Origin of the sequence: Guptibacillus sedimenti (assembly GCF_028610665.1) — a bacterium.
GTDB lineage: Bacteria > Bacillota > Bacilli > Bacillales > Guptibacillaceae > Guptibacillus > Guptibacillus sedimenti.
Window position 1 is genome coordinate 775,016 of record NZ_JAQQWV010000002.1, and the last position, 18,632, is coordinate 793,647.

Genomic DNA, 18,632 nt, shown 5'->3' on the forward strand with positions numbered 1-18,632 from the left:
ATAAAAATTCTGTAAACGAGTTAAAGCTCTGTTTCAAAAAGAAGGTGCTATGTTTGGAAGAAGTAAAAAAAATTATTGTCATTCTCTTAGGTGCGATTCTCGGGGCTGTGTCTCTTAACTTGTTTCTAATTCCTGCAAATGTGTATGCGAGCGGGTTTACAGGGATCGCGCAGCTCATTTCAAGCGTACTAAGTGATTATACACCTATTACGATCTCGACAGGTATTCTGCTCATGTTACTCAATATTCCTGTTGCAATTCTTGGATGGAAGAAAGTAGGGAAGTCCTTTACATTATATAGTGTGATTAGCGTAGGGGCTACCACTATATTCCTTGAAATCATTCCGGTCCAAGCGCTTTCAGAGGATATTTTGTTAAATGCGGTATTTGGAGGTGTCATTGCAGCGATTGGTATCGGTTTTACGTTAAAATGGGGGGCTTCTACGGGCGGAATGGACATTGTCGCTATGATCCTTTCTAGAATGAAAGATCGTCCGATTGGTACGTATTTCTTTAGCATGAACGCGTTGATTATTCTAACAGCGGGAATGCTGTACGGTTGGGAAAAAGCGCTTTACACGCTCGTTACCTTATATGTATCCTCTCGCGTGATTGATGTCATTCACACGCGTCACGAAAAACTAACGGCCATGATCGTAACATCAAAAGGTGACGAAATGCAAAAAGCCATTCACGATCGTTTAGTAAGAGGAATCACCAAGCTTCCAGCCAAAGGAGCTTACCGCGGTGAACCAAAAGAAATGCTCATGATCGTGGTCACAAGATATGAACTCTATGACCTTGAACACATCATTCAAGACATCGACCCAACCGCTTTCACCAACATCGTCAACACCACAGGCATATTCGGTTTCTTCCGAACGGATGGTTAGAAAAGCAGAGACGAGCGTTTAGAAACGGAGATATTGGAACTCTTGAACTAGAACACGCCCTTTGTGTTCTTGTGAAAGAGTGAAATATCGCAGTTTCTGCGAGTCGCAGCTGGATCTCATGAAAAGCGGAAGTGGGCGTTTAGGGTCGACAAGCGCTGGAGCCTTATCAAAAGAACACGGTCTTTGTGTTCATTTGATAAGGTGAAGCGATCGAGACCCTGCCCACTGCAGCTAGACAAGAAAAGCGGAAGCGTCCGTTTAGACACGGCAGGCACTGGAGCCTTTTCATTGAACACGGTCTTTGTGTTCGGATGAAAAGGTGAAGTGACCGAGTGTCTGGGCGCTGCAGCTAGACAAGAAAAGCGGAAGCGTCCGTTTAGACACGGCAGGCACTGGAGCCTTTTCACCGCAACACTCCCTTAAAGCTCTCATTAAAAAACGAAAAACCCAACATCAACAAAAAAGTTCCTCAGGATAACCCCTGAGGAACTTTTTTCTATGCGTTATTAGAGATGGTTTCCTTTACTTCAGGAAGTAAAGTATCCCAATCCGCTTCAGGCATTTTGTTAATCGTAATGAAATCCTGGTAACCAAATACATTATCCACGCCGTCTAATTTTAGAAGGGCAGCTGCCATTGCATGGTCAGGGGTGTCGTTTTTCTTAAAAGAGTGACTTGAAGACCCTTCAAAAAGCTGTTGATCGGCAGTGATTTTAACTGCATTTGGGTTTGGTGTACGGTCTACGCGTAGTTCCATAGTATACGCCTCCTTTCGCTTTCATCTATTAGTGTATCAGAAACACTCTTTGCAGCAAATAACCATTCTTGTTAAGAAGAGAAAGTAAAGCCGTAGCGTTTTGAGACAATATCGTGAAACCCAAGAGAATTATACAAATGCTTCGTAATCGCATTGTTAATGCCTGTTTCAAGTTCGATGCCTTTAATGCCCTCATTTTCTGCCCAATAGATCACATGAAGAAGTAGTTTTCTACCAATCCCTTGATTTCGAGCATCTGGGTCTACGAACAATTCGTTTAACCAAATATAAGGACCTCCACTAGCGAGGCTAACTCCGATATTAAAAAAAGCTACGCCAAGTACATCATCATCAGATTCTGCAATAACGATCCTTGATGCTGTTTGTTCTTCAAGGGCAAGCTTTACTCCTTTAACGAGTTTTTCATAGCTTCCATTCTGATCAGAACGGGTAATTTGCTTCATTAGTAAATTTGAAACCTTTTCAATCGTTTCTTCATCTGTCTGGCTCGATAATTGGTACACATTCATTACCGTTCCACCTCCGTCATACTGTTTCGACCCCATCATCAACAATCCCTTTTAAGAGGTCGAGAATAAAATATTAATTTAATTGCTGGAAATTTGAAACATTCAGCCATTTTCATTCGTCTATAAGATAGGGAAGGAGCTTACAAGATGAATATGATCTTTTCATGGAGCTCTGGAAAAGATAGCGCCATGGGTTTATACGACTGTCTTTCACACTCTCATTTTCAAGTGAAAACGTTATGGACAACGGTGAGTGGAACGAATAGGTCCATTCCATTTCACGGCGTCGATACCGCGCTGTTAAAAAAACAAGCAGATGCAATCGGAATCCCTCTAACGATAACCAATTTACCAGATAATTGTACAAATAAGCAATACGAGAAGCTTGTTCGGAAGCAATATAAATCATTTCGACAAGAAGGACTGGAAGGTGTCGCTTTTGCGGATTTGTATTTAGAGGACATACGCCACTATCGCAACACTCTTTTACAGGATTATCAATTAAAAGCCATCTATCCCATTTGGAAACAGCCAACTTTACATACAGCGAAACGATTTCTGGCACATGGATTTAAAGCAATTATCACAACTGTCGATGAAACGAACCTTCAGAGTGAATGGGTAGGAGAGCCATTCGATGAAACTTTTTTAGAAGCGCTTCCGGAACACGTCGATCCGTGCGGAGAAAATGGTGAATTTCATACATTTGTTTATGATGGCCCAATTTTCTCTAAAGCCGTCTCTTTTGATATACAGGAGATTAGAAAAAAGGGATCCTTTCATACAGCGCGATTAACGACGAAATCGAAAAGGTAAGGAAAGAAGGGGGGAGAAGAAAATGCCGGTACTTGTTTGTTTTGGGGATTGTCTGACTGCTAGAGAAGTAGACGATAAAGGAAACGAGCGACTGACGTCTCGGATTAGAGGAGCTCTTGATGAATGGATCGTCATTAACGCAGGTTCAACGCCAACTTCTCGTGAAGGAGTGTCGCGATTTCAATCAGATGTATTAAGTTACCAACCGGATTATGTCACCATTTTTTTTGGTACACAAGAAGCTTGTTTGATCGACGGTTCAGATATCAGTGAGTTTGAAAGAAATATAGGATATATGGTTAACAATCTTCCTCCGGAGCGAGTGATTCTGATATCACCTTCACCTGTTATAAATGAGGAAAATGCTTCGGTGACGAATCAGAAAATTGAGGGATATGCAGAACGGATTCGTTTTTTGGCTAGAAAGTTTGGGACGAGACATATTGATCTTTGGCAACTGATACATGAAAGTCGAAAAAGTAAAACACTTTATGAAAAAGACGGTGTTCAGTTAAGTTCCAGGGGGTATAAACTGATTACGAAAGAAGTTTTAAAATCCCTTGGTAGAAAAACAAGGCTGAAACCGACGATTAAATTATTCTAATGAATCGGACGACAGAATTTAAGGAAGCGGCAAGTTCGAAAATAAAGAAACCCGTCACGAGTTGACGGGTTTCTTTTATGGGGAAAAAATTAAAAGGGTTTATTGGATGCTTCATGGCTAAGTTCTTGAATGACTTCCTGGTATGAAGTGAGCTGTTCTTTTTCAGCGCTAGTTGATTGATGGAAAGCTGCAGAAAGATTGTTAAGGGCCACGTTGATTTGATTTTGTGCATCTGGATGTCCGCTTGTAGCCATTTGTTCTGCTCTTTCTACCGCTTCACGGGCACGTTGGAAATATTGATTTCCCATCTTCATTCACCACCAGACAAATTTTCTTGTTGCTGTTTCTTTCGTTGCTGACTACTTAAACTTGTCAAGTCGTGCTGATCCATGTTTTGCACGGCACGATCCGCACCTTCTTTTATCATCCGCTTCGTTTTGCTGTTCTTTGCCATGAGTGAATCCCTCCCTTTCCCTTATAGGATGAGTTCTTCAATCAGTTATTATTCTGCATTGATCTCTCCTTTTGAGAAAATAAAAAAGACAGCTTATGATAGCTGTCTTTTGTCAGAAATCGAGAGTTTCAGTCTTTCCTCAAGAAAAGTTGCAATCCCGTCTTCTTCATTTGTTACGGTCACTTCATTTGCGATGTTTTTTAACTCGTCAATTGCATTCCCCATCGCAACGCCTGTACCCGCGTATTCAATCATTTCAAGGTCATTGTCTTCATCGCCAAAAGCAATAATTCTCTCTTGAGGAATGTTAAAGTGAGTTGCTAAACGCTGCAAACCGACTGCTTTGTTTAATCCTGCTCGAACGATCTCGATGATATTTAATGGAGCAGCCCAAACCCTGTGCTCAATCATTTCCGCATGATGGTCTCTTAACATTTGGCGAAGATCCGCAAGCTGTTCCTCGTGTGGATGAATGAGAAGAGAGGTTGGATCATCCTTAAGATTTTTATGGATTTCTCCAGTGAAAATGGAAGAGTCATTCATAATCATATTTTGCATAATAAGCTCATCATGCTGATGCAGGTAAACATCATCAAGCACTTCAGCCATAATGTTTTTTACATTGATATCACTACAGGAAGAAACGATGGATTTCGCCGTAGTTAATTCCATTGGAGAATGATGAGTTCCAAAAGAGCGATCGAGGGGATGGTGAACAAATGCCCCGTTAAAATTAACGATTGGAGAATCAAGTGCTAGTTCGTTATAATAGCGAACGCTTGCCCGATAAGGGCGACCTGTTGCGATTGCGACGTGATGACCTTGCCTTTTCGCTTCAAAGATGACAGATTTCGTGCGTTCTGAAATATTCTTTTCGCTGTTTAACAACGTGCCATCAAGATCAATTGCGATTAGATGCGGTTTAGTTGTCATAGAAGCTCCTTTGAAAAGTGTCTTTTGGTTGTAGCGCCTATGCGTCTACAAACTTATTGTACATGGCATAAGATTAAGTGTCTATTTTGTTATGTTAAAATTTTGACAAAAGTATTAAAAGGAAACGATAGTCGTTTGAGGAATTATTAAGAAGGGTACACTTTAACTATCATTCCATTGGAGGTGGCAGTCGATTATGACTAAGAAACAAACATGGCTAATATCAAGTATTGCGGCAGGGACAATCGGCATTTCATCCTATTTGCTTAAGGATGAAGAAAAGAGAGCGAAATTAAAAACGAAGGCAAATGGTCTGCGTAAGCAAGTCTCAAAGAAATTTAGTGACAGCTTGCCAATCGAAAAAGCAGGCAACCCAACAACACCAGATCAATCAGATGATAGCGGAGATAGCAAGATGGTTTATGAAGGTTCACAGTTTCCAACTCAATATTATAATAAATTAGAGAATATGAAATCAGTTGAAGAAAGTCACGAAGAGCAAGTGAAAAATTAACGAATTTGACATGCAAGCAGTGCTTGCATGTTTTTCTTTGCTTGCCTGACTTCAAATTTCTCATGTAACCATATGAATGGTACGATAGATAGGACGGTTACTAGAGGAAAGGGGTAAGCTAATGATTACAATTGTAAATGAATACATAGAGAATATACCTGTTTTACACGTTGTAGATGGTGAACTTGCTGATGAGAAACTTCCGCTTGTTATGTTTCAACATGGTTTTACTAGCGCAAAAGAACATAATCTACATATTGCCTACCTTCTAGCTGAAGAAGGGTATCGCGTACTTCTTCCTGATGCTGTTCATCATGGTGAACGCGAAAATGATTTATCAGGGAAAAAGCGTCAGTATGTGTTTTGGGAAATTGTGATTCAAAGCTTAACTGAGCTAGACCAACTGAGACAGCATCTCGTCGATCGAAACCTCGTTCAAGAAGATCGGATTGGCATGTCCGGCACTTCAATGGGAGGCATACTAACATTTGGGGCCCTTACGCAATATCCATGGATTAAAGCAGCTGTTTCCTTAATGGGATCGCCGTCTTATTTTAAACTGGCGAACGCTCAAATTCGCTATTTGAAAGAAGAAGGATTCAGTCTTCCGATTTCTGAAGAAGAAATGAGAAAACAAATTAAAGGTTTACAGTCCTATGACCTTTCTTTACAAGAAGACAAACTTGATGCTCGCCCACTCATGATGTGGCATAGTACAGTAGATAAGGTGGTTCCGTATACTCTTACGTATGATTTCTATCACCAGATTAAACCGCTCTATGAAGGGAAGGAAGAGCATCTTAAATTTATTAAAGATGAGACTTCCGGTCATAAGGTTTCACGAGAAGCTGTTCTTGGTTTAGTGGACTGGTTTAAAACTCATTTATAGAATTAAGCCTTTTCGGTTTAAGTTAAATCTGAATTTGTTATAATGAAAGTTGGAAGCACTTGTATGAAAGGAGAGATTTCAATGTCTGATCAAACAGATCAAGAAATGAGAGATAAATTATTTGAAGCTCTGGAGAATGTCATTGACCCTGAGCTTGGGGTAGATATCGTAAACCTTGGCCTCGTCTACGAAGCCGATCTTAATGATGAAGGTGTTGCTCAAGTCGTTATGACGTTAACTGCAATGGGTTGCCCATTAGCAGGTACAATCGTTAACGATGTGAAACGCGCCCTATCCGATGTGGAAGAAGTGAACGATGCTGATGTTAACATCGTTTGGAATCCACCATGGTCGAAAGACAACATGTCTCGTTATGCAAAAATCGCACTTGGCATTACATGATTAGAAAAGGAAGAGGGGCTCCCTCTTCCTTTTTATTTTATGTTTTGTGAGCAATTATAGTAAAATGACATTTCTATTCTGTGCGTTCAACGACGATTTTTTCGTTAATCATCTTCCAAATCGCAGGGTCTTCCATACCGAGTCGCCATAAGGCAACACCCTGGACACCAAGTTCATCGGCTAACCGGATTTTTGCTTCAATACTCTGTTCGTTTTCAAACCAGACTTCGTGCTTATTTCCTTCCTCATCTGTATAGCGAAAGAAAGGTGTTTTCCGTTCTTCATCAAATTCGACTTCGGCATTGTACTTCTTTTTTAACTTCATTGCCATATCATAAGTGACGTACGTGCTTTTTTCTTTATCAAGATTAAAATCAAAACCAAACACAGAAATAGCGGATACTAACTTTTCAGGAGGAATTCTCGTTTTGGCATATGTCATGACTTTCTCCATCCACCCGGCGGTCACGGCAGGACCTGGAGGGCTACCTGGCCAGCCAAATTCGTTATAAAGCATCACGATAAATTGATCAACAGCTTTGCCGATCTCAGCATAATTAAATGGATCTGAGAATGGATTTACGAGTTCATCTGAAGCTCTTGAAGGAACACTTGCTGAGAAGAAATACCCTTTCTTCCGAAGTTCTTCTCCGATTGTCTGGTAAAGAAGCGTTAATTTATCTGCATCTTCAATATAGACATCTTCAATGTCAATATCAACCCCATCAAAATTATATTTTTCGATTAACTTCACGAGATTTTTTGCAAATGCTCTTCGGTTTTCCTCGCTTGAAACGAGTGTCTGAACAACTTTCTTACTTGGTTCGGTGTCACCCCTTTTATACAGTAAGTTATGCACAACAGGCATGATTTTAATGTTTTGATCATGGGCAAGCTGGACGAGTTTCTCAATTTCTCTATCACTAAACTTGCCGAACTTCTCAATTGTTGTGGGATTCTCCTGGCTGATCCGAAAAAGAAACAGAGCTAGCTGAGAAAGGGCGGAACGATTTGATACAAATGATTTATAAGAAGAAGGGAGCGACGGGCCTTCTTCAAGCGTATAGTAACCGATAATCCGTGATACAGGCTTTTCATCTCCATGCGGTTTAAATGTGACGAGACTATCTGCTATCCACCCAGTCGTACCATCATATAACTGTACTTTGTACCAATTTCCACGAATACCTTCAACCGCAAGCTTTGCTCCAGTTCTCATTTGAGCAATGATGTTATACCCTTTGCCTGGGCCAGTTCTTACATTCGCTCGATCAGCTTTTACAACGACTTCTGTATATACTGGAATTTTCAATGTTTGACCTATTGAGAGCGCATCTGATGTTAAATCATTCAACACCTGAATACTTTGAGCTGTCGTACCATAATTTTGGGCAATGGTGTATAGACTGTCTCCTGCTTTTACTGTATAGTCAATGCGCATTGATCTAGAACGGTTTAGTGGCAGTTCAAGGTGCTGACCAACATAAATAAGGTTAGATGGCAGTTGATTTAGCTCTCTAACTTCTTCAACTGGAACACGGTAATCATCTGAAATACTTAATAATGTATCACCCTGTTTCACGGTATACGTATGGTTAGTTGAAGAAGATGGGATGCGTAGCATTTGCCCAACGTAAATGATGTTTGAATTAAGCTGGTTCATTTGCTTGATTTCATTCACGGATTGATCGTGCGATTCTGCTATTTTAAGCAGCGTATCGCCAGGCTTAACCCAATATTCTTTTTGAGGCATGATCATCACTCCTTTCCATATAAGATGCATCACTAACAATCTATTCACGGCCTTCTTTATTCATTCGAGTTTTCCATTTAAACGAAATGAGCGAATTTTTGTTACAATGAAGAGGAAAATGTGAATAGATGGAGATGAGATGATGGTCGAGAGAAGAAAACCAATCACAGTGGAAGAAGCTGTTCAAAAGGTAATGAACCTCTCTTATGAAGGAACGCTTGAAACAGTGCTACTAGAAGAAAGCGATGGGCGCCATCTCGGAGTCGCCGTCAAAGCCGATCATGATGTTCCACCATTTGATCGTTCACCTTATGATGGCTTTGCGATCCGAGCGGAAGATACATATGAAGCTTCGAAAGATACGCCAGTTAAATTGAAAGTGATTGAAGAAATTGGAGCAGGCACTGTGGCCTCCAAAGTCCCTGAGAAAAACGAGGCGATTCGTATTATGACGGGGGCCGCTATACCTGAAGGGACGAATGCAGTGATCATGCTTGAACTTGTTCAAGAAATCGAGGAAGAAGATCAGCCATTCATTCAGGTGAAGCGGAAAGTAGTTAAGGGAGACAACCTTTCTTTACGTGGAGAAGATACACAGGAAGGAACCGTACTTATTGAAAAAGGGAGTCTCATTACTCCTGGCGTGAAGGCGCTTCTTGCAACGTTTGGATATGCGAACGTTTCAGTTGCTCGTAAACCTGAAGTAGGCATATACGCTACTGGTACAGAACTATTGGATCCTGATCAAGCGCTTCAACCAGGAAAGATACGGAATAGTAATTCACCTATGATCGAAGGACAGGTAAAGGAGGCGGGAGCAACACCGCTTTACTTTGGGAAATTAGAGGATAACTTTGAAACGAGTTTTTCTTCAATCAAAGCTGCGTTAACAAAAGTAGATTTTCTCATTACAACAGGAGGCGTATCGGTAGGCGATTATGATTACCTTCCTGCGATCTATGAGAAATTAGGGGCCACGGTGTTATTTAATAAAGTAGGAATGAGACCGGGTAGTGTGACGACGGTTGCTGAGTGGAATGGGAAATTACTATTTGGTCTATCAGGAAATCCTTCTGCCTGTTTTGTAGGCTTTGAGTTATTCGCAAGACCCATCATTAAGCGTGCGCTGTTTTCGAAGTATCCTTATCGCATGAAAAGCCAGGGAGAGCTGTTAACGAACTTTCCAAAACCTAACCCGTTCACAAGGTTTGTACGAAGTAGAGTAGAGGAGAAAAACGGTCGACTTTATGTGAAACCAACGGGACTTGATAAATCAGGAAGCGTGACCTCTCTCGCCGAAGCAAATGCTTTTGTCGTATTACCTGGAGGAACACGTGGATTCGAGGCTGGAGATACAGTTGAACTACTCCATCTTCGTGAGGATGGATCAGCTACGTGGTAAAAACGCCGGTGATTCAGGTCGTAGGTTACCAAAATAGCGGGAAGACGCTTTTTACTGAAAAATTGATTGAACAAGCGTCAACACACGGCATAAAGGTTGGCGTGATTAAGCATCATGGACATGGAACACCTGACGTATATGATGAGAAGAAAGATACAGGACGCCATCGGAATGCCGGAGCCGTTGTCACGGGGGTTAGCGGTGGGGGAATGGTATCCATTCATGCAACGCAGGGAAGCGAATGGGAACTTGAACAGTTAATTCGTTTATACGATTCGTTTGATCTTGATTTTATTTTAGTGGAAGGGTTCAAAGAAGAGAGCTATCCAAAGATTGTGCTTTTAAGAAATAAAGATGATCTTCACTTGTTAAACAAAACTAACATCATTGGAACGATTGTGAAAGAAGCTCACGATGTTTCGGTTGATAATAGCTACTTATATGATCAAATGTACGACTGTATAGAAGATTTGTTGAAGCATGTTAGGAGAGGGTAATAATGGAATATTATAAGATAACTTCTGAAGAGATTGATGTTAATCAAGTAATAACTAGCGTGATCCGTCCTGAAGCTGGGGCAATCAACACGTTTATTGGCACGGTAAGAGAATTTACTGGTGAAAAGCAGACCGTTTCGCTACAGTATGAAGCCTATCCTTCTATGGCTGAAAAACAGCTGAAACGAATCGGAATAGAAATTCGCGAGCAGTGGCCTAATGTCCAAACATCGATCGTTCATCGAATCGGAAAATTAGCTATTAGTGATATTGCTGTTGTGATTGCTGTCGCATCCCCTCATCGAGCAGAAAGTTATGAAGCAAGTCGCTATGCAATTGAGCGAATCAAGGAAATAGTCCCAATTTGGAAAAAGGAATACTGGACTGATGGACAAGAATGGATAGGAGATCAGCTTGAAAACATGGCATACAAAAACGGAGCACCGAAGGAGGAGAAAGAATGATTACTGTTCTTTTTTTTGCAAAACAGCAGGAACAACTTGGCTTGGAAAAGGTAGAGCGCTCTGAATCAAAGCTCCCTGTTTCTGAGCTGAAACAAAAACTGATAGAGGATTATCCTGAGCTTTCTCTTGCTCATACGATGACAGCGATTAATGAAGAGTATGCGGAAGAAGATCAAATAATAAACGATCGCGATGTTGTCGCGTTTATTCCACCGGTTAGTGGAGGCTAAGTATTAAAACACCCAAATGGGTGTTTTTTGTTTGAGAAGGTGTTTGAGCCGTTTCGCGGATATATTCGTGTTTTCGCTGAATTATCAACCAATTTCGCGGAATAAATCAGAATATCGCGGAATTAATAGTTGAAAGGGGTCCAGCATCTTGCGGATTTAAACGCTCGTCTCCGCTTTTCGTGAGATCCAGCTGCGACTCGCAGAAACTGCGATATTTCACTCTTTCACCAGAACACAAAGGGCGTGTTCTAGTTCAAGAGTTCCAATATCTCCGTTTCTAAACGCTCGTCTCCGCTTTTCTTTATAACCAACAAATCGTTATTGGGCAGTCTTCGCAGTGGATGGCGCAGCGGAGGAATTCGAGGTTGTGGATGGTGATGATTCCTTGTTTGACTGAGACAATGTTGGCTTTTTTTAGTTCGCTTAGGATACGGTTGACGCTTTCTCTTGTAAGGCCGCAGAAGTTGCCTAATTCTTGATTGGTCAGGGGAATGTCGATTAAGATATCATCGTTTTTTTTGACGCCATATGTATTGGATAGCCGAATTAAAGTAGAGTAGAGAGCTCCTTTTTTTCCGTGTAACAATAGATCTCGGAACTTAGATTGGTTTTTTCTAAAGTTTTCACCCATAAATTTCATGAACTGAGTGGCGAGGATGGCATCGCTCGTTAAAGTTTCTTCAAGATGGGCTTGTTTAACGAAGGTAGCTTTAACTTTATCAACCGACCAGGCATTTGCAGAAAAGTTAAGCTGCCCTGTGTAAAGCGCAAGTTCTCCGATAAGATCACCAGGCTGACAAATTTGTAGCGTTAGTTCTCTGCCTTCAGAGGTCAGTTTGTTTAATCGCACGTTTCCAGACTGTATAAGAAAAAGGCGATCCGCTTTCATACCATCCATATAAAGTGGTTCGTCTTTTTGAAATGAAATTGATTCGCCTTCTTCAGCAATCCACTTTTTTAGTGCATCAGAGTTGATCGTATCTTTTTTCATTTTCAGCCTCCCTGGATCAATTTACGTACTATTATCCCACGTTACCTTTCTCCACTACAACCATCATTTCCTTGTAGTTGTCATATTCAATGTTATAAAGCATATAAAAAACCGGCATTAGCCGGTTAGAAAATAAGGACAAGTGCTCCTACGATAAAACAATAAATGGAGAAATAAATCAAATTACCTCGAGCCATAATATTCATAAACCACTTTAATGAATAGTACGAAGCTGTTAGGGATAATAAGAAGGCTATAATATAAGGGATAAGCATATCGCCAAATTGAAGGTCGCCAATGCTAAGAATCATTGACCCTACGCTTACTGGAATAAACAATAAGAAAGAAAAGCGTAGCGCAGTTTCTTGCTTCATTCCAAGTCCCATGGCAGCTACAATCGTTGCACCAGAACGACTAATCCCAGGAATTAAGGCGACAGCCTGAGCTAGCCCTACAATTAGCGCATCTTTAAAGTTGAGAGCGGATTCGCCTTTTGATCCGCGCAAGTTACGAATAAGCCATAGCGCGATACCCGTAATGATCAAGGTAGCTCCTACTACTTTAAGACCTTTTAATTGTTCACCAATGAAATCTTCAAATAGTAAGCCGAGAACCGCTGCAGGAATCGTTGCAACGACAAGGTAAACGATGAACATAAATTCGCTTTTGGACTCTTTATCTCGAGAAACAACGTATCGTACCCCGTGAGAAGTGAGCCGAATTAGGTCATTGCGGTAAATAAGAAGAACCGCTAGCAATGAGGCAAAGTTCATTAAAATTTCAAAACTAAGTCCTTTAATTTCTAGCCCAAATACTTTTTGTGCTATGACAAGATGTCCACTTGATGAGATTGGAATTGGTTCAGTGAAGCCTTGTAGTAAACCAAGAAAAGCGTATTTAAGTAATTCCAACAGTTCCATGAGTAATGCTCCTCCAGTAATTGTTACAAGATAAATTGACACATGTAACCATTAAACACCAGTCCTTCCATTTTTGTAAAGGGAAATTTTTAGTCAAGTTACATAAAAGAGTATTCGCTGATGAATGCTGATAAAGGGGGCAAATTTAGACAAGTGGAAGGAGGGGGATGTATGGGCGGAGAAAATCGTCAGTTTACACCTGGGCAAAAAGCGCCAAACAATGGCGTATACATTGAAATCGGTGAGACAGGTGGAATGGTGAAAGATCCGAAACAAATTGAACTTCGTGCCGGTGAGGCGTTTCCTGAATGTTCAAATCAAAATCGGAAGTGGTCAAGGGAACCTAAACCGCATCACTAATAGCAAACAAAGATTGCACAAAAAAACAAGCGCCGCAAAAGGCGCTTGTTTTTACTGTTCAGCAGGATCGGAGATGAGACCTTCTCCTATTACCATTGCCGCTACGGCTATAGCTACTCCAAAAAGAGATGCGGCTCCAAATTCATAATGGCCACCTTGCATGGATGCAAGTACGTAGAAAATCATATTACTCAGTAGAAAACCCCAAATAATTGCCCATAAAAAACGCACGAAATTCACCTCATTTGTAAACGTATTCTATCGAATATCATACCACAAAACGATCCCGTTCATCTATCAATTTTAATTCATCGAATAAATTAGCCACGATAAATAAGTCGCAAAGGATGTCCAAAGGAAATAAGGGACTAATAACCAGCCTGCGACTCGATTTTGTCTGCCTGCAAGAAAGATAAGAATGAGCGTTGTAATTGCGATAAACAGTGCATCCATAAAGGTTGCAAACAGCGCGTGAAGATTAAATTGCAAGTAACTAAACGCTTGATTCAATATGTAGTTAATACCCAGCAGTGAAATGTACTCACTATTATGGCGATCAAAGCCGCGTTTTTGGTAGACAATCGCTGTCGACAATGCGATGAAACCAAAAAGAATTGCCCAAATCATGCCGATTACGGAACCGTCTGGTGTCCAGTCGGGCTTTGATAACGAGGTATACCAATCGGCGTCAAAAGGAAATAGGAAACCAGAAATACTAAAAAGAAGGTACACAGCTACAAAAACGAGAATAGTTGATTTTTTCATTCTTTATCACCACCTTCTTTTCAATACCCAAAAATATCCTAACTCATGCAAAGGTATAGTTGGAAAAACGGAACATATAATGGTGGAAGGGGTTTTTATCATTTTTCAGTAAGTGAAAAGGGGAAATTCCCGCTAAATAGGCACTTCACCCTTTCTTCCAAATGCCACTTGCATACGTTATACAGAAAGTGATAAAAGGGCGAGGGGAGAGTATGTGTATTCGTAAACGAGCCTATCAATTAGACGGGGAGTGGACGATCGTTCTCGTCCCTGAACGGCCTAACGGGTTTGGCATTTTCATAATAGGTGGTCTAACTCATTTTGTAGACGATAATACAAGTTTTTGGTTGCAAAATCACACCCGTCAAGGAATGGTTGCTGATTTTCTTGATGCGGGCTATACCGTATACACAAGCAACTTGTATGGTCGGCACTGGGGTTCACCAAAAGCTGTGAAATTAACGGAAAGAATCTATAATCTAGTGCATAAACAAGAAATTCTTAATCCAAGGATCCATGTCGTCGCAGAGGGAATGGGGGTACTTGCTGCGAATGCTTTCTTAAACAATCGTCAATCCCTCATTCGTTCAGCCGCACTATTCAATCCTTGTTTTGATGTGAAAAGTCTTGTTCACCAAGAACAGCTGAATCGGCTCTTTTATAAAAGGTTAGTAAAGGAAATGGCTAGAGCCTATGAAATTCAAAGTGAAGAGGTTATTTCTAAAATAGAAGAAAAAGAAATGATAACGTCTACGTGTCCGATTAAAGTATGGCATCATTCGCTTAAAAGTCCATACTCGCTTGAACAAATTCGAGTGTATGAACGTGTTCAGAGGGAAATTGGCTATCCCATTGAACTTGCACTATTGAGCGATAGTTATCAATCCCTAGGTAAAAAAATGGTTCGCTTTTTTCAAGAACATGAAAAGCTCTAAGTAACTAACGCTTCAGTCTTGTAATGTTCATTGCTGGATGATGCCCGTATAAAATAAGATCTTTAAGGATTTCAGCACCAAGCATACTGTAAACTGTACCGTTTCCACCATAACCAAGCATAAAATAGACGCCGTCATATTTGGGATGCTTCCCAATGTAAGGGAGACCGTCTTTCGTTGATCCGAAGATGGCACTCCATTCAAAAGCAATTGACGTTTCAATGGAGGGAAACAGTTCATGCAGTTTATTCAACAATTGCTGACCTTGCTGTTCTAGCTTTTCTTCTTTATTTAAAGTGGCATCCAATCCACCAATAAGGATACGGCGATCTGGAGTTGTCCTTAAATAGTAGTATGGGCGATCCGTTTCCCAAATGAGTGATTGGTTGTGCCAACCATGAAATTGGTCAATGGGTTCTGTTGCGATTGTATAGGTGCGCTCTAGTAGGGCGCCTTTTGTTTTTGCAAACTCTTGTGTTCCATAGCCAGTTGCATAGATAACGTGTTTCGTACGAATTTCTCCTTTTTCAGTTTGGAAAATCAGTTCTTTGTTATGAAATTGGTGAGAAAGCACTTCAGTATGTTCAAATATGTTAACACCTAGATCGGCTGCATGACTTGCAAGAGCTAGGGCGAATTTATAGGGATTTACTTCTGCCTCGTCTTTCGTGTAGATTCCCGCAGGTGCCTTGAAGGAGTAGAGGTTTTCTATCGCAGTGGAATCTAAATAATCAGCGTTAAAACCATGTTCTATTAAAGCATCGTACTCCTTTTTTAGTTTTTTAACATGGTGTTCATTACTTGCGAAATAAAGGCTCTCCGCCCGCTTGAAATCGGTTTTTTCTTTTAAAGTGGCGTTATACTTATCCAGTTCATCAATTGCCTTTAAACAAAGCTTATAGAAATAGACAGCTTTTTCTTTCCCGAACCGGTCGATAAGGTCTATTAACATGGCGTCATTAGAAAATTGGAGAAGACCAGTATTGGCAGAAGTACTTCCAGAGGCAATTGTATCTTTTTCAATTAAAACGGTATCGATATGGTAGTCTGCAAGCATTCTTGCCATAACTGATCCTGACATTCCTCCACCAATGATTAATACATCACAGGTAACGGTAGTTGTAAGTTCTGGAAATGATCGTGCCTTTTCTACAGTAGTTGGCCAAAATAGATTTCCATGATGTAGCTCCATGATAAAAATCCTCCCTTTTCAATCAGCAACAATGATAACGCTATTAGAATGATCGTACTGAAAGAAAAGTATTCTTAAAGAAGTTGAGGTGGGATTATGAAGAAAGTGTTTATAACGGGTGGGTTAGGGTTTATTGGTTATCACTTAACGGATTTTCTTTTAAATAAAGGAATTGAAGTCGTAGGAATCGATGGGAAAGTAGAGGGAAAAAGAAAAGCTGAATATGAGATGAAAGAAATGATGCTTCTGAGAAACGCGAATTACAAACAAATAAACAGTCGGATTGAGGAAGCTTCCTTAGATCATCTATCGAAAGACTGTGATACGATTTTTCACCTTAGTTCTCCAAAAATTACAAATATGAAACAAGGTTCAAAAATGATTGAAAATAGTCTGAATTGTACTCGAAGCGTAGTGGAAGCTTCCAAAGGAAAAGTGCTCGTTCATTTATCGAGCACAGAGGTATTTGGTACACGGTATGGAAGTATTACGGAACGAACGCCTCATCATCCTCATTCGAATGTTGGAAAGCTAAAATCAGCAGAGGAACACATTCTTCTGAATCAAAAAAGTGATATCGTAAAAATTTTACGTCTGCCGCTTGTATATGGTCCGTGGCAACCGTCCCATCATGTTTTCCAACACTATTTCTTACATCATAAGCTTCCACTTAAATATGAGGAAGAAGGGGTAAACGCTCATTTCGATGCTGTCTATGTAAAAGACGTTTGTGAGTCCATTTATCAAGCCGCAATACGGCGTGAACAGTCAGAAACGTTCAATCTAACGAGTGGAAGAGAAGGAGAATGGCAAAGAGGAGTCGAATGGTGTATAGGAGACTCAATAGACTTAAATGGTGAAAAGAAACTAAGGTGTGGGATTTCAAACAAACAATGTGCAAGTAAGCTTGGTTTTACAAATATCACGTCTATTGAAGAAGGACTGCACCAACAGCGTCTGCACACGGAAAAAATGATCGCATTTGATCCTTCAATCTACTTAACGTAATTTCACTGACTGAGAAGGGAAGATTCTGGATGATTGAAAAAACACTTGGTAATTATGATGTACATGATTCCTCTCACGGCCTTCAAGCATTAAAGGAAACGAGGGAAAAACTTCTTTCAATGGTAAGTGACATTGAATTTCAGGAACTTCACTATGGATACTCAAGTTTTCCTACAGTAGGAGCTTATTTACTTCATATTGCACAGATCGAGCTTTGGTGGGTGAAAAATGCGCTTATGGGTGAAAGTGTAACAGAGGAAGAGAAAGAGCGGTACTATTTTCAAGAAGCGCAAGTTATCGCTGCACCTGATGACAAAGAACTTTCCTGGTTCTTAGCTCGTCTTGCCGAAGCTCGTGATTATATTCGAGCGTATTTTAATCAGTTATCAGACGTAGAATACCGGAAGCCTGGACCAGAAATTACGATTAATGGGGAAACGCTTCGCTATTCTCCTGAATGGATTATTAGCCATTTAATTGATCATGAAGCATACCATAGAGGACAGGCTGCAATGGTATTGAAAATGGTTTCCGGACAGCGAGAAGCATGGGAGCATTTCAATACGCCGTATTTGTCGTTATAATAGAGGGTGAGCCTTTTAGGCGAAAGTGAAATAGGAGTGAATGAAATGGATCAAAACATGAGATTTATGCAAATTGCAATGAAGTATTTACCTGAAGCGAAACAATCGCTCGGTGAACAGGACATTGAACTTGATCTTGAAAAAATGCAGCCGCTACTTCAGCTCTTTCTTAAAGCGATGGATGATGCTTATGAGCTTGGAAAGCAGGATGCACAGGAGTAAGGAGAGTATATAATGGGCCGTAAAGCTTTCTGGATCTGGTTTGTCCCACTTGGTGGCTTATTGATAGGCATCATGATTGGCAGTTTTAGTTTAATGGTCATCTCTGGTATCTTATTATTTATTAGTGCGGGAAGCATGCTGTTTCTTTCCAAATGAATTGAAAAGACGTGAAGCCACGTCTTTTCAATTATTTTACGAATAAGTTAAGCAATGATCCCATTTGTTTTACCATAGGTGTGATTTGTTGAACTGTATTCATCATTTTAGGAAAGTCATATTGGCCGTTTTGCTTTTTGAACTGGTTCATAAATGGCTGTCCACCGGGATATCCTTGATAAGGGCCGTATGGTTGTTGGTAATAAGGATGCGGATAGTAGGGTTGCCCACTAGGATGATAATTTTGCCCCTGATAGGGTGGTGGATAAGGCGGATAAGGTGTGAACGGCTGTTGCTGATACTGTTGATAGCCAGAGGGTTGATGATAATAAGACGGTTGCTGATAATACGGATACATCCA

Annotated in this window: 28 protein-coding genes; 16 read left to right on the plus strand and 12 right to left on the minus strand. The window is 40.5% G+C overall.

Annotated elements, in window-relative coordinates:
• Positions 1-53: 53 nt before the first annotated feature.
• Positions 54-893: a YitT family protein gene (locus PQ578_RS12315; RefSeq protein WP_420541546.1), complete on the plus strand. Its 840-nt coding sequence runs from the start codon at positions 54-56 to the stop codon at positions 891-893.
• A gap of 496 nt (positions 894-1,389) precedes the next feature.
• On the opposite strand, the gene PQ578_RS12320 is transcribed toward PQ578_RS12315, so the two are convergent.
• Together PQ578_RS12320 and PQ578_RS12325 are read right to left on the minus strand one after the other, a co-directional pair.
• Positions 1,390-1,650: a NifU N-terminal domain-containing protein gene (locus tag PQ578_RS12320; protein WP_224879337.1), complete on the minus strand. Its 261-nt coding sequence runs from the start codon at positions 1,648-1,650 to the stop codon at positions 1,390-1,392.
• Between the two features lie 71 nt (positions 1,651-1,721).
• Positions 1,722-2,216, minus strand: a complete 495-nt coding sequence (locus tag PQ578_RS12325; RefSeq protein ID WP_273834611.1) for a GNAT family N-acetyltransferase — start codon at positions 2,214-2,216, stop codon at positions 1,722-1,724.
• A 111-nt stretch (positions 2,217-2,327) separates the two neighbouring features.
• Here PQ578_RS12325 and PQ578_RS12330 point away from each other — a divergent pair, with 111 nt between their 5' ends.
• A complete protein-coding gene (locus PQ578_RS12330; RefSeq protein WP_273834612.1) occupies positions 2,328-2,996 on the plus strand; it encodes a Dph6-related ATP pyrophosphatase in 669 nt (222 codons plus the stop codon).
• 22 nt (positions 2,997-3,018) lie between these two features.
• Complete coding sequence (locus PQ578_RS12335) at positions 3,019-3,600, plus strand: SGNH/GDSL hydrolase family protein (protein WP_273834613.1); 582 nt, start codon at positions 3,019-3,021, stop codon at positions 3,598-3,600.
• An 89-nt stretch (positions 3,601-3,689) separates the two neighbouring features.
• Here PQ578_RS12335 and PQ578_RS12340 read toward each other — a convergent pair whose 3' ends face one another.
• The 3 genes from PQ578_RS12340 to PQ578_RS12350 form a co-directional block, all read right to left on the minus strand.
• Positions 3,690-3,908, minus strand: coding sequence for a DUF3813 domain-containing protein (locus PQ578_RS12340; RefSeq protein WP_224879344.1), 219 nt, complete (start codon positions 3,906-3,908; stop codon positions 3,690-3,692).
• Between the two features lie 2 nt (positions 3,909-3,910).
• A complete protein-coding gene (locus tag PQ578_RS12345) occupies positions 3,911-4,054 on the minus strand; it encodes a hypothetical protein (protein ID WP_159782149.1) in 144 nt (47 codons plus the stop codon).
• Between the two features lie 93 nt (positions 4,055-4,147).
• Positions 4,148-4,987 carry a Cof-type HAD-IIB family hydrolase gene (locus PQ578_RS12350; RefSeq protein WP_273834615.1) on the minus strand — a complete coding sequence of 280 codons (840 nt, stop codon included), beginning with the start codon at positions 4,985-4,987 and terminating at the stop codon, positions 4,148-4,150.
• A 196-nt stretch (positions 4,988-5,183) separates the two neighbouring features.
• Between PQ578_RS12350 and PQ578_RS12355 the strand changes: the two genes are divergently transcribed.
• From PQ578_RS12355 to PQ578_RS12365, 3 genes are all read left to right on the plus strand, one after another.
• The gene (locus PQ578_RS12355) at positions 5,184-5,501 is read left to right on the plus strand and encodes a hypothetical protein (RefSeq protein ID WP_273834616.1); all 318 of its coding nucleotides are present in this window, start codon (positions 5,184-5,186) and stop codon (positions 5,499-5,501) included.
• 121 nt (positions 5,502-5,622) lie between these two features.
• Positions 5,623-6,390, plus strand: coding sequence for a prolyl oligopeptidase family serine peptidase (locus PQ578_RS12360; RefSeq protein WP_273834617.1), 768 nt, complete (start codon positions 5,623-5,625; stop codon positions 6,388-6,390).
• Positions 6,391-6,471: 81 nt separating this feature from the next.
• Positions 6,472-6,792, plus strand: a complete 321-nt coding sequence (locus tag PQ578_RS12365; protein WP_273834618.1) for a metal-sulfur cluster assembly factor — start codon at positions 6,472-6,474, stop codon at positions 6,790-6,792.
• Positions 6,793-6,865: 73 nt separating this feature from the next.
• Here the strand turns inward: PQ578_RS12365 and PQ578_RS12370 are convergent, their stop codons facing one another.
• A complete protein-coding gene (locus PQ578_RS12370; RefSeq protein WP_273834619.1) occupies positions 6,866-8,545 on the minus strand; it encodes a LysM peptidoglycan-binding domain-containing protein in 1,680 nt (559 codons plus the stop codon).
• 142 nt (positions 8,546-8,687) lie between these two features.
• Between PQ578_RS12370 and PQ578_RS12375 the strand changes: the two genes are divergently transcribed.
• From PQ578_RS12375 to moaD, 4 genes are read left to right on the plus strand one after another with little or no spacing between them, the layout of a single operon-like run.
• The gene (locus PQ578_RS12375; protein ID WP_273834622.1) at positions 8,688-9,947 is read left to right on the plus strand and encodes a molybdopterin molybdotransferase MoeA; all 1,260 of its coding nucleotides are present in this window, start codon (positions 8,688-8,690) and stop codon (positions 9,945-9,947) included.
• Positions 9,941-10,444: a molybdopterin-guanine dinucleotide biosynthesis protein B gene (mobB, locus tag PQ578_RS12380; RefSeq protein WP_273834623.1), complete on the plus strand. Its 504-nt coding sequence runs from the start codon at positions 9,941-9,943 to the stop codon at positions 10,442-10,444. The genes PQ578_RS12375 and mobB overlap by 7 nt, the downstream gene beginning before the upstream one ends.
• A gap of 2 nt (positions 10,445-10,446) precedes the next feature.
• Positions 10,447-10,908, plus strand: a complete 462-nt coding sequence (locus PQ578_RS12385) for a molybdenum cofactor biosynthesis protein MoaE (RefSeq protein ID WP_273834624.1) — start codon at positions 10,447-10,449, stop codon at positions 10,906-10,908.
• A complete protein-coding gene (moaD, locus tag PQ578_RS12390; protein WP_273834625.1) occupies positions 10,905-11,138 on the plus strand; it encodes a molybdopterin converting factor subunit 1 in 234 nt (77 codons plus the stop codon). The genes PQ578_RS12385 and moaD overlap by 4 nt, the downstream gene beginning before the upstream one ends.
• Positions 11,139-11,439: 301 nt before the next feature.
• Here the strand turns inward: moaD and PQ578_RS12395 are convergent, their stop codons facing one another.
• Positions 11,440-12,129: a Crp/Fnr family transcriptional regulator gene (locus tag PQ578_RS12395; protein WP_273834626.1), complete on the minus strand. Its 690-nt coding sequence runs from the start codon at positions 12,127-12,129 to the stop codon at positions 11,440-11,442.
• A 125-nt stretch (positions 12,130-12,254) separates the two neighbouring features.
• The gene (locus PQ578_RS12400) at positions 12,255-13,049 is read right to left on the minus strand and encodes an undecaprenyl-diphosphate phosphatase (protein ID WP_166001438.1); all 795 of its coding nucleotides are present in this window, start codon (positions 13,047-13,049) and stop codon (positions 12,255-12,257) included.
• Between the two features lie 171 nt (positions 13,050-13,220).
• On the opposite strand from PQ578_RS12400, the gene PQ578_RS12405 reads away from it, so the two are divergent.
• Complete coding sequence (locus PQ578_RS12405) at positions 13,221-13,409, plus strand: YjzC family protein (protein ID WP_098443110.1); 189 nt, start codon at positions 13,221-13,223, stop codon at positions 13,407-13,409.
• Between the two features lie 51 nt (positions 13,410-13,460).
• On the opposite strand, the gene PQ578_RS12410 is transcribed toward PQ578_RS12405, so the two are convergent.
• A complete protein-coding gene (locus PQ578_RS12410; protein ID WP_098443111.1) occupies positions 13,461-13,640 on the minus strand; it encodes a YjzD family protein in 180 nt (59 codons plus the stop codon).
• A gap of 72 nt (positions 13,641-13,712) precedes the next feature.
• Positions 13,713-14,174: a TspO/MBR family protein gene (locus PQ578_RS12415; RefSeq protein ID WP_098443112.1), complete on the minus strand. Its 462-nt coding sequence runs from the start codon at positions 14,172-14,174 to the stop codon at positions 13,713-13,715.
• Positions 14,175-14,386: 212 nt separating this feature from the next.
• Here PQ578_RS12415 and PQ578_RS12420 point away from each other — a divergent pair, with 212 nt between their 5' ends.
• Entirely contained in the window at positions 14,387-15,109 is a 723-nt protein-coding gene (locus PQ578_RS12420; RefSeq protein WP_273834627.1) for an alpha/beta hydrolase, read from the plus strand.
• 4 nt (positions 15,110-15,113) lie between these two features.
• Here the strand turns inward: PQ578_RS12420 and PQ578_RS12425 are convergent, their stop codons facing one another.
• The gene (locus PQ578_RS12425; RefSeq protein WP_273834628.1) at positions 15,114-16,301 is read right to left on the minus strand and encodes an NAD(P)/FAD-dependent oxidoreductase; all 1,188 of its coding nucleotides are present in this window, start codon (positions 16,299-16,301) and stop codon (positions 15,114-15,116) included.
• A gap of 96 nt (positions 16,302-16,397) precedes the next feature.
• On the opposite strand from PQ578_RS12425, the gene PQ578_RS12430 reads away from it, so the two are divergent.
• The 4 genes from PQ578_RS12430 to PQ578_RS12445 are packed head-to-tail and all read left to right on the plus strand — an operon-like array spanning position 16,398 to position 18,271.
• Positions 16,398-17,309 carry an NAD-dependent epimerase/dehydratase family protein gene (locus PQ578_RS12430; protein WP_273834629.1) on the plus strand — a complete coding sequence of 304 codons (912 nt, stop codon included), beginning with the start codon at positions 16,398-16,400 and terminating at the stop codon, positions 17,307-17,309.
• A 29-nt stretch (positions 17,310-17,338) separates the two neighbouring features.
• Positions 17,339-17,893, plus strand: a complete 555-nt coding sequence (locus PQ578_RS12435) for a DinB family protein (protein WP_224879372.1) — start codon at positions 17,339-17,341, stop codon at positions 17,891-17,893.
• Positions 17,894-17,938: 45 nt separating this feature from the next.
• Positions 17,939-18,115 (plus strand): ComZ family protein, encoded by a 177-nt coding sequence (locus PQ578_RS12440; RefSeq protein ID WP_098443117.1) that lies wholly within the window; start codon positions 17,939-17,941, stop codon positions 18,113-18,115.
• Positions 18,116-18,127: 12 nt separating this feature from the next.
• Complete coding sequence (locus tag PQ578_RS12445) at positions 18,128-18,271, plus strand: hypothetical protein (RefSeq protein ID WP_273834630.1); 144 nt, start codon at positions 18,128-18,130, stop codon at positions 18,269-18,271.
• A gap of 31 nt (positions 18,272-18,302) precedes the next feature.
• Here the strand turns inward: PQ578_RS12445 and PQ578_RS12450 are convergent, their stop codons facing one another.
• Positions 18,303-18,629 carry a YppG family protein gene (locus PQ578_RS12450; protein WP_273834631.1) on the minus strand — a complete coding sequence of 109 codons (327 nt, stop codon included), beginning with the start codon at positions 18,627-18,629 and terminating at the stop codon, positions 18,303-18,305.
• Positions 18,630-18,632: the final 3 nt, after the last annotated feature.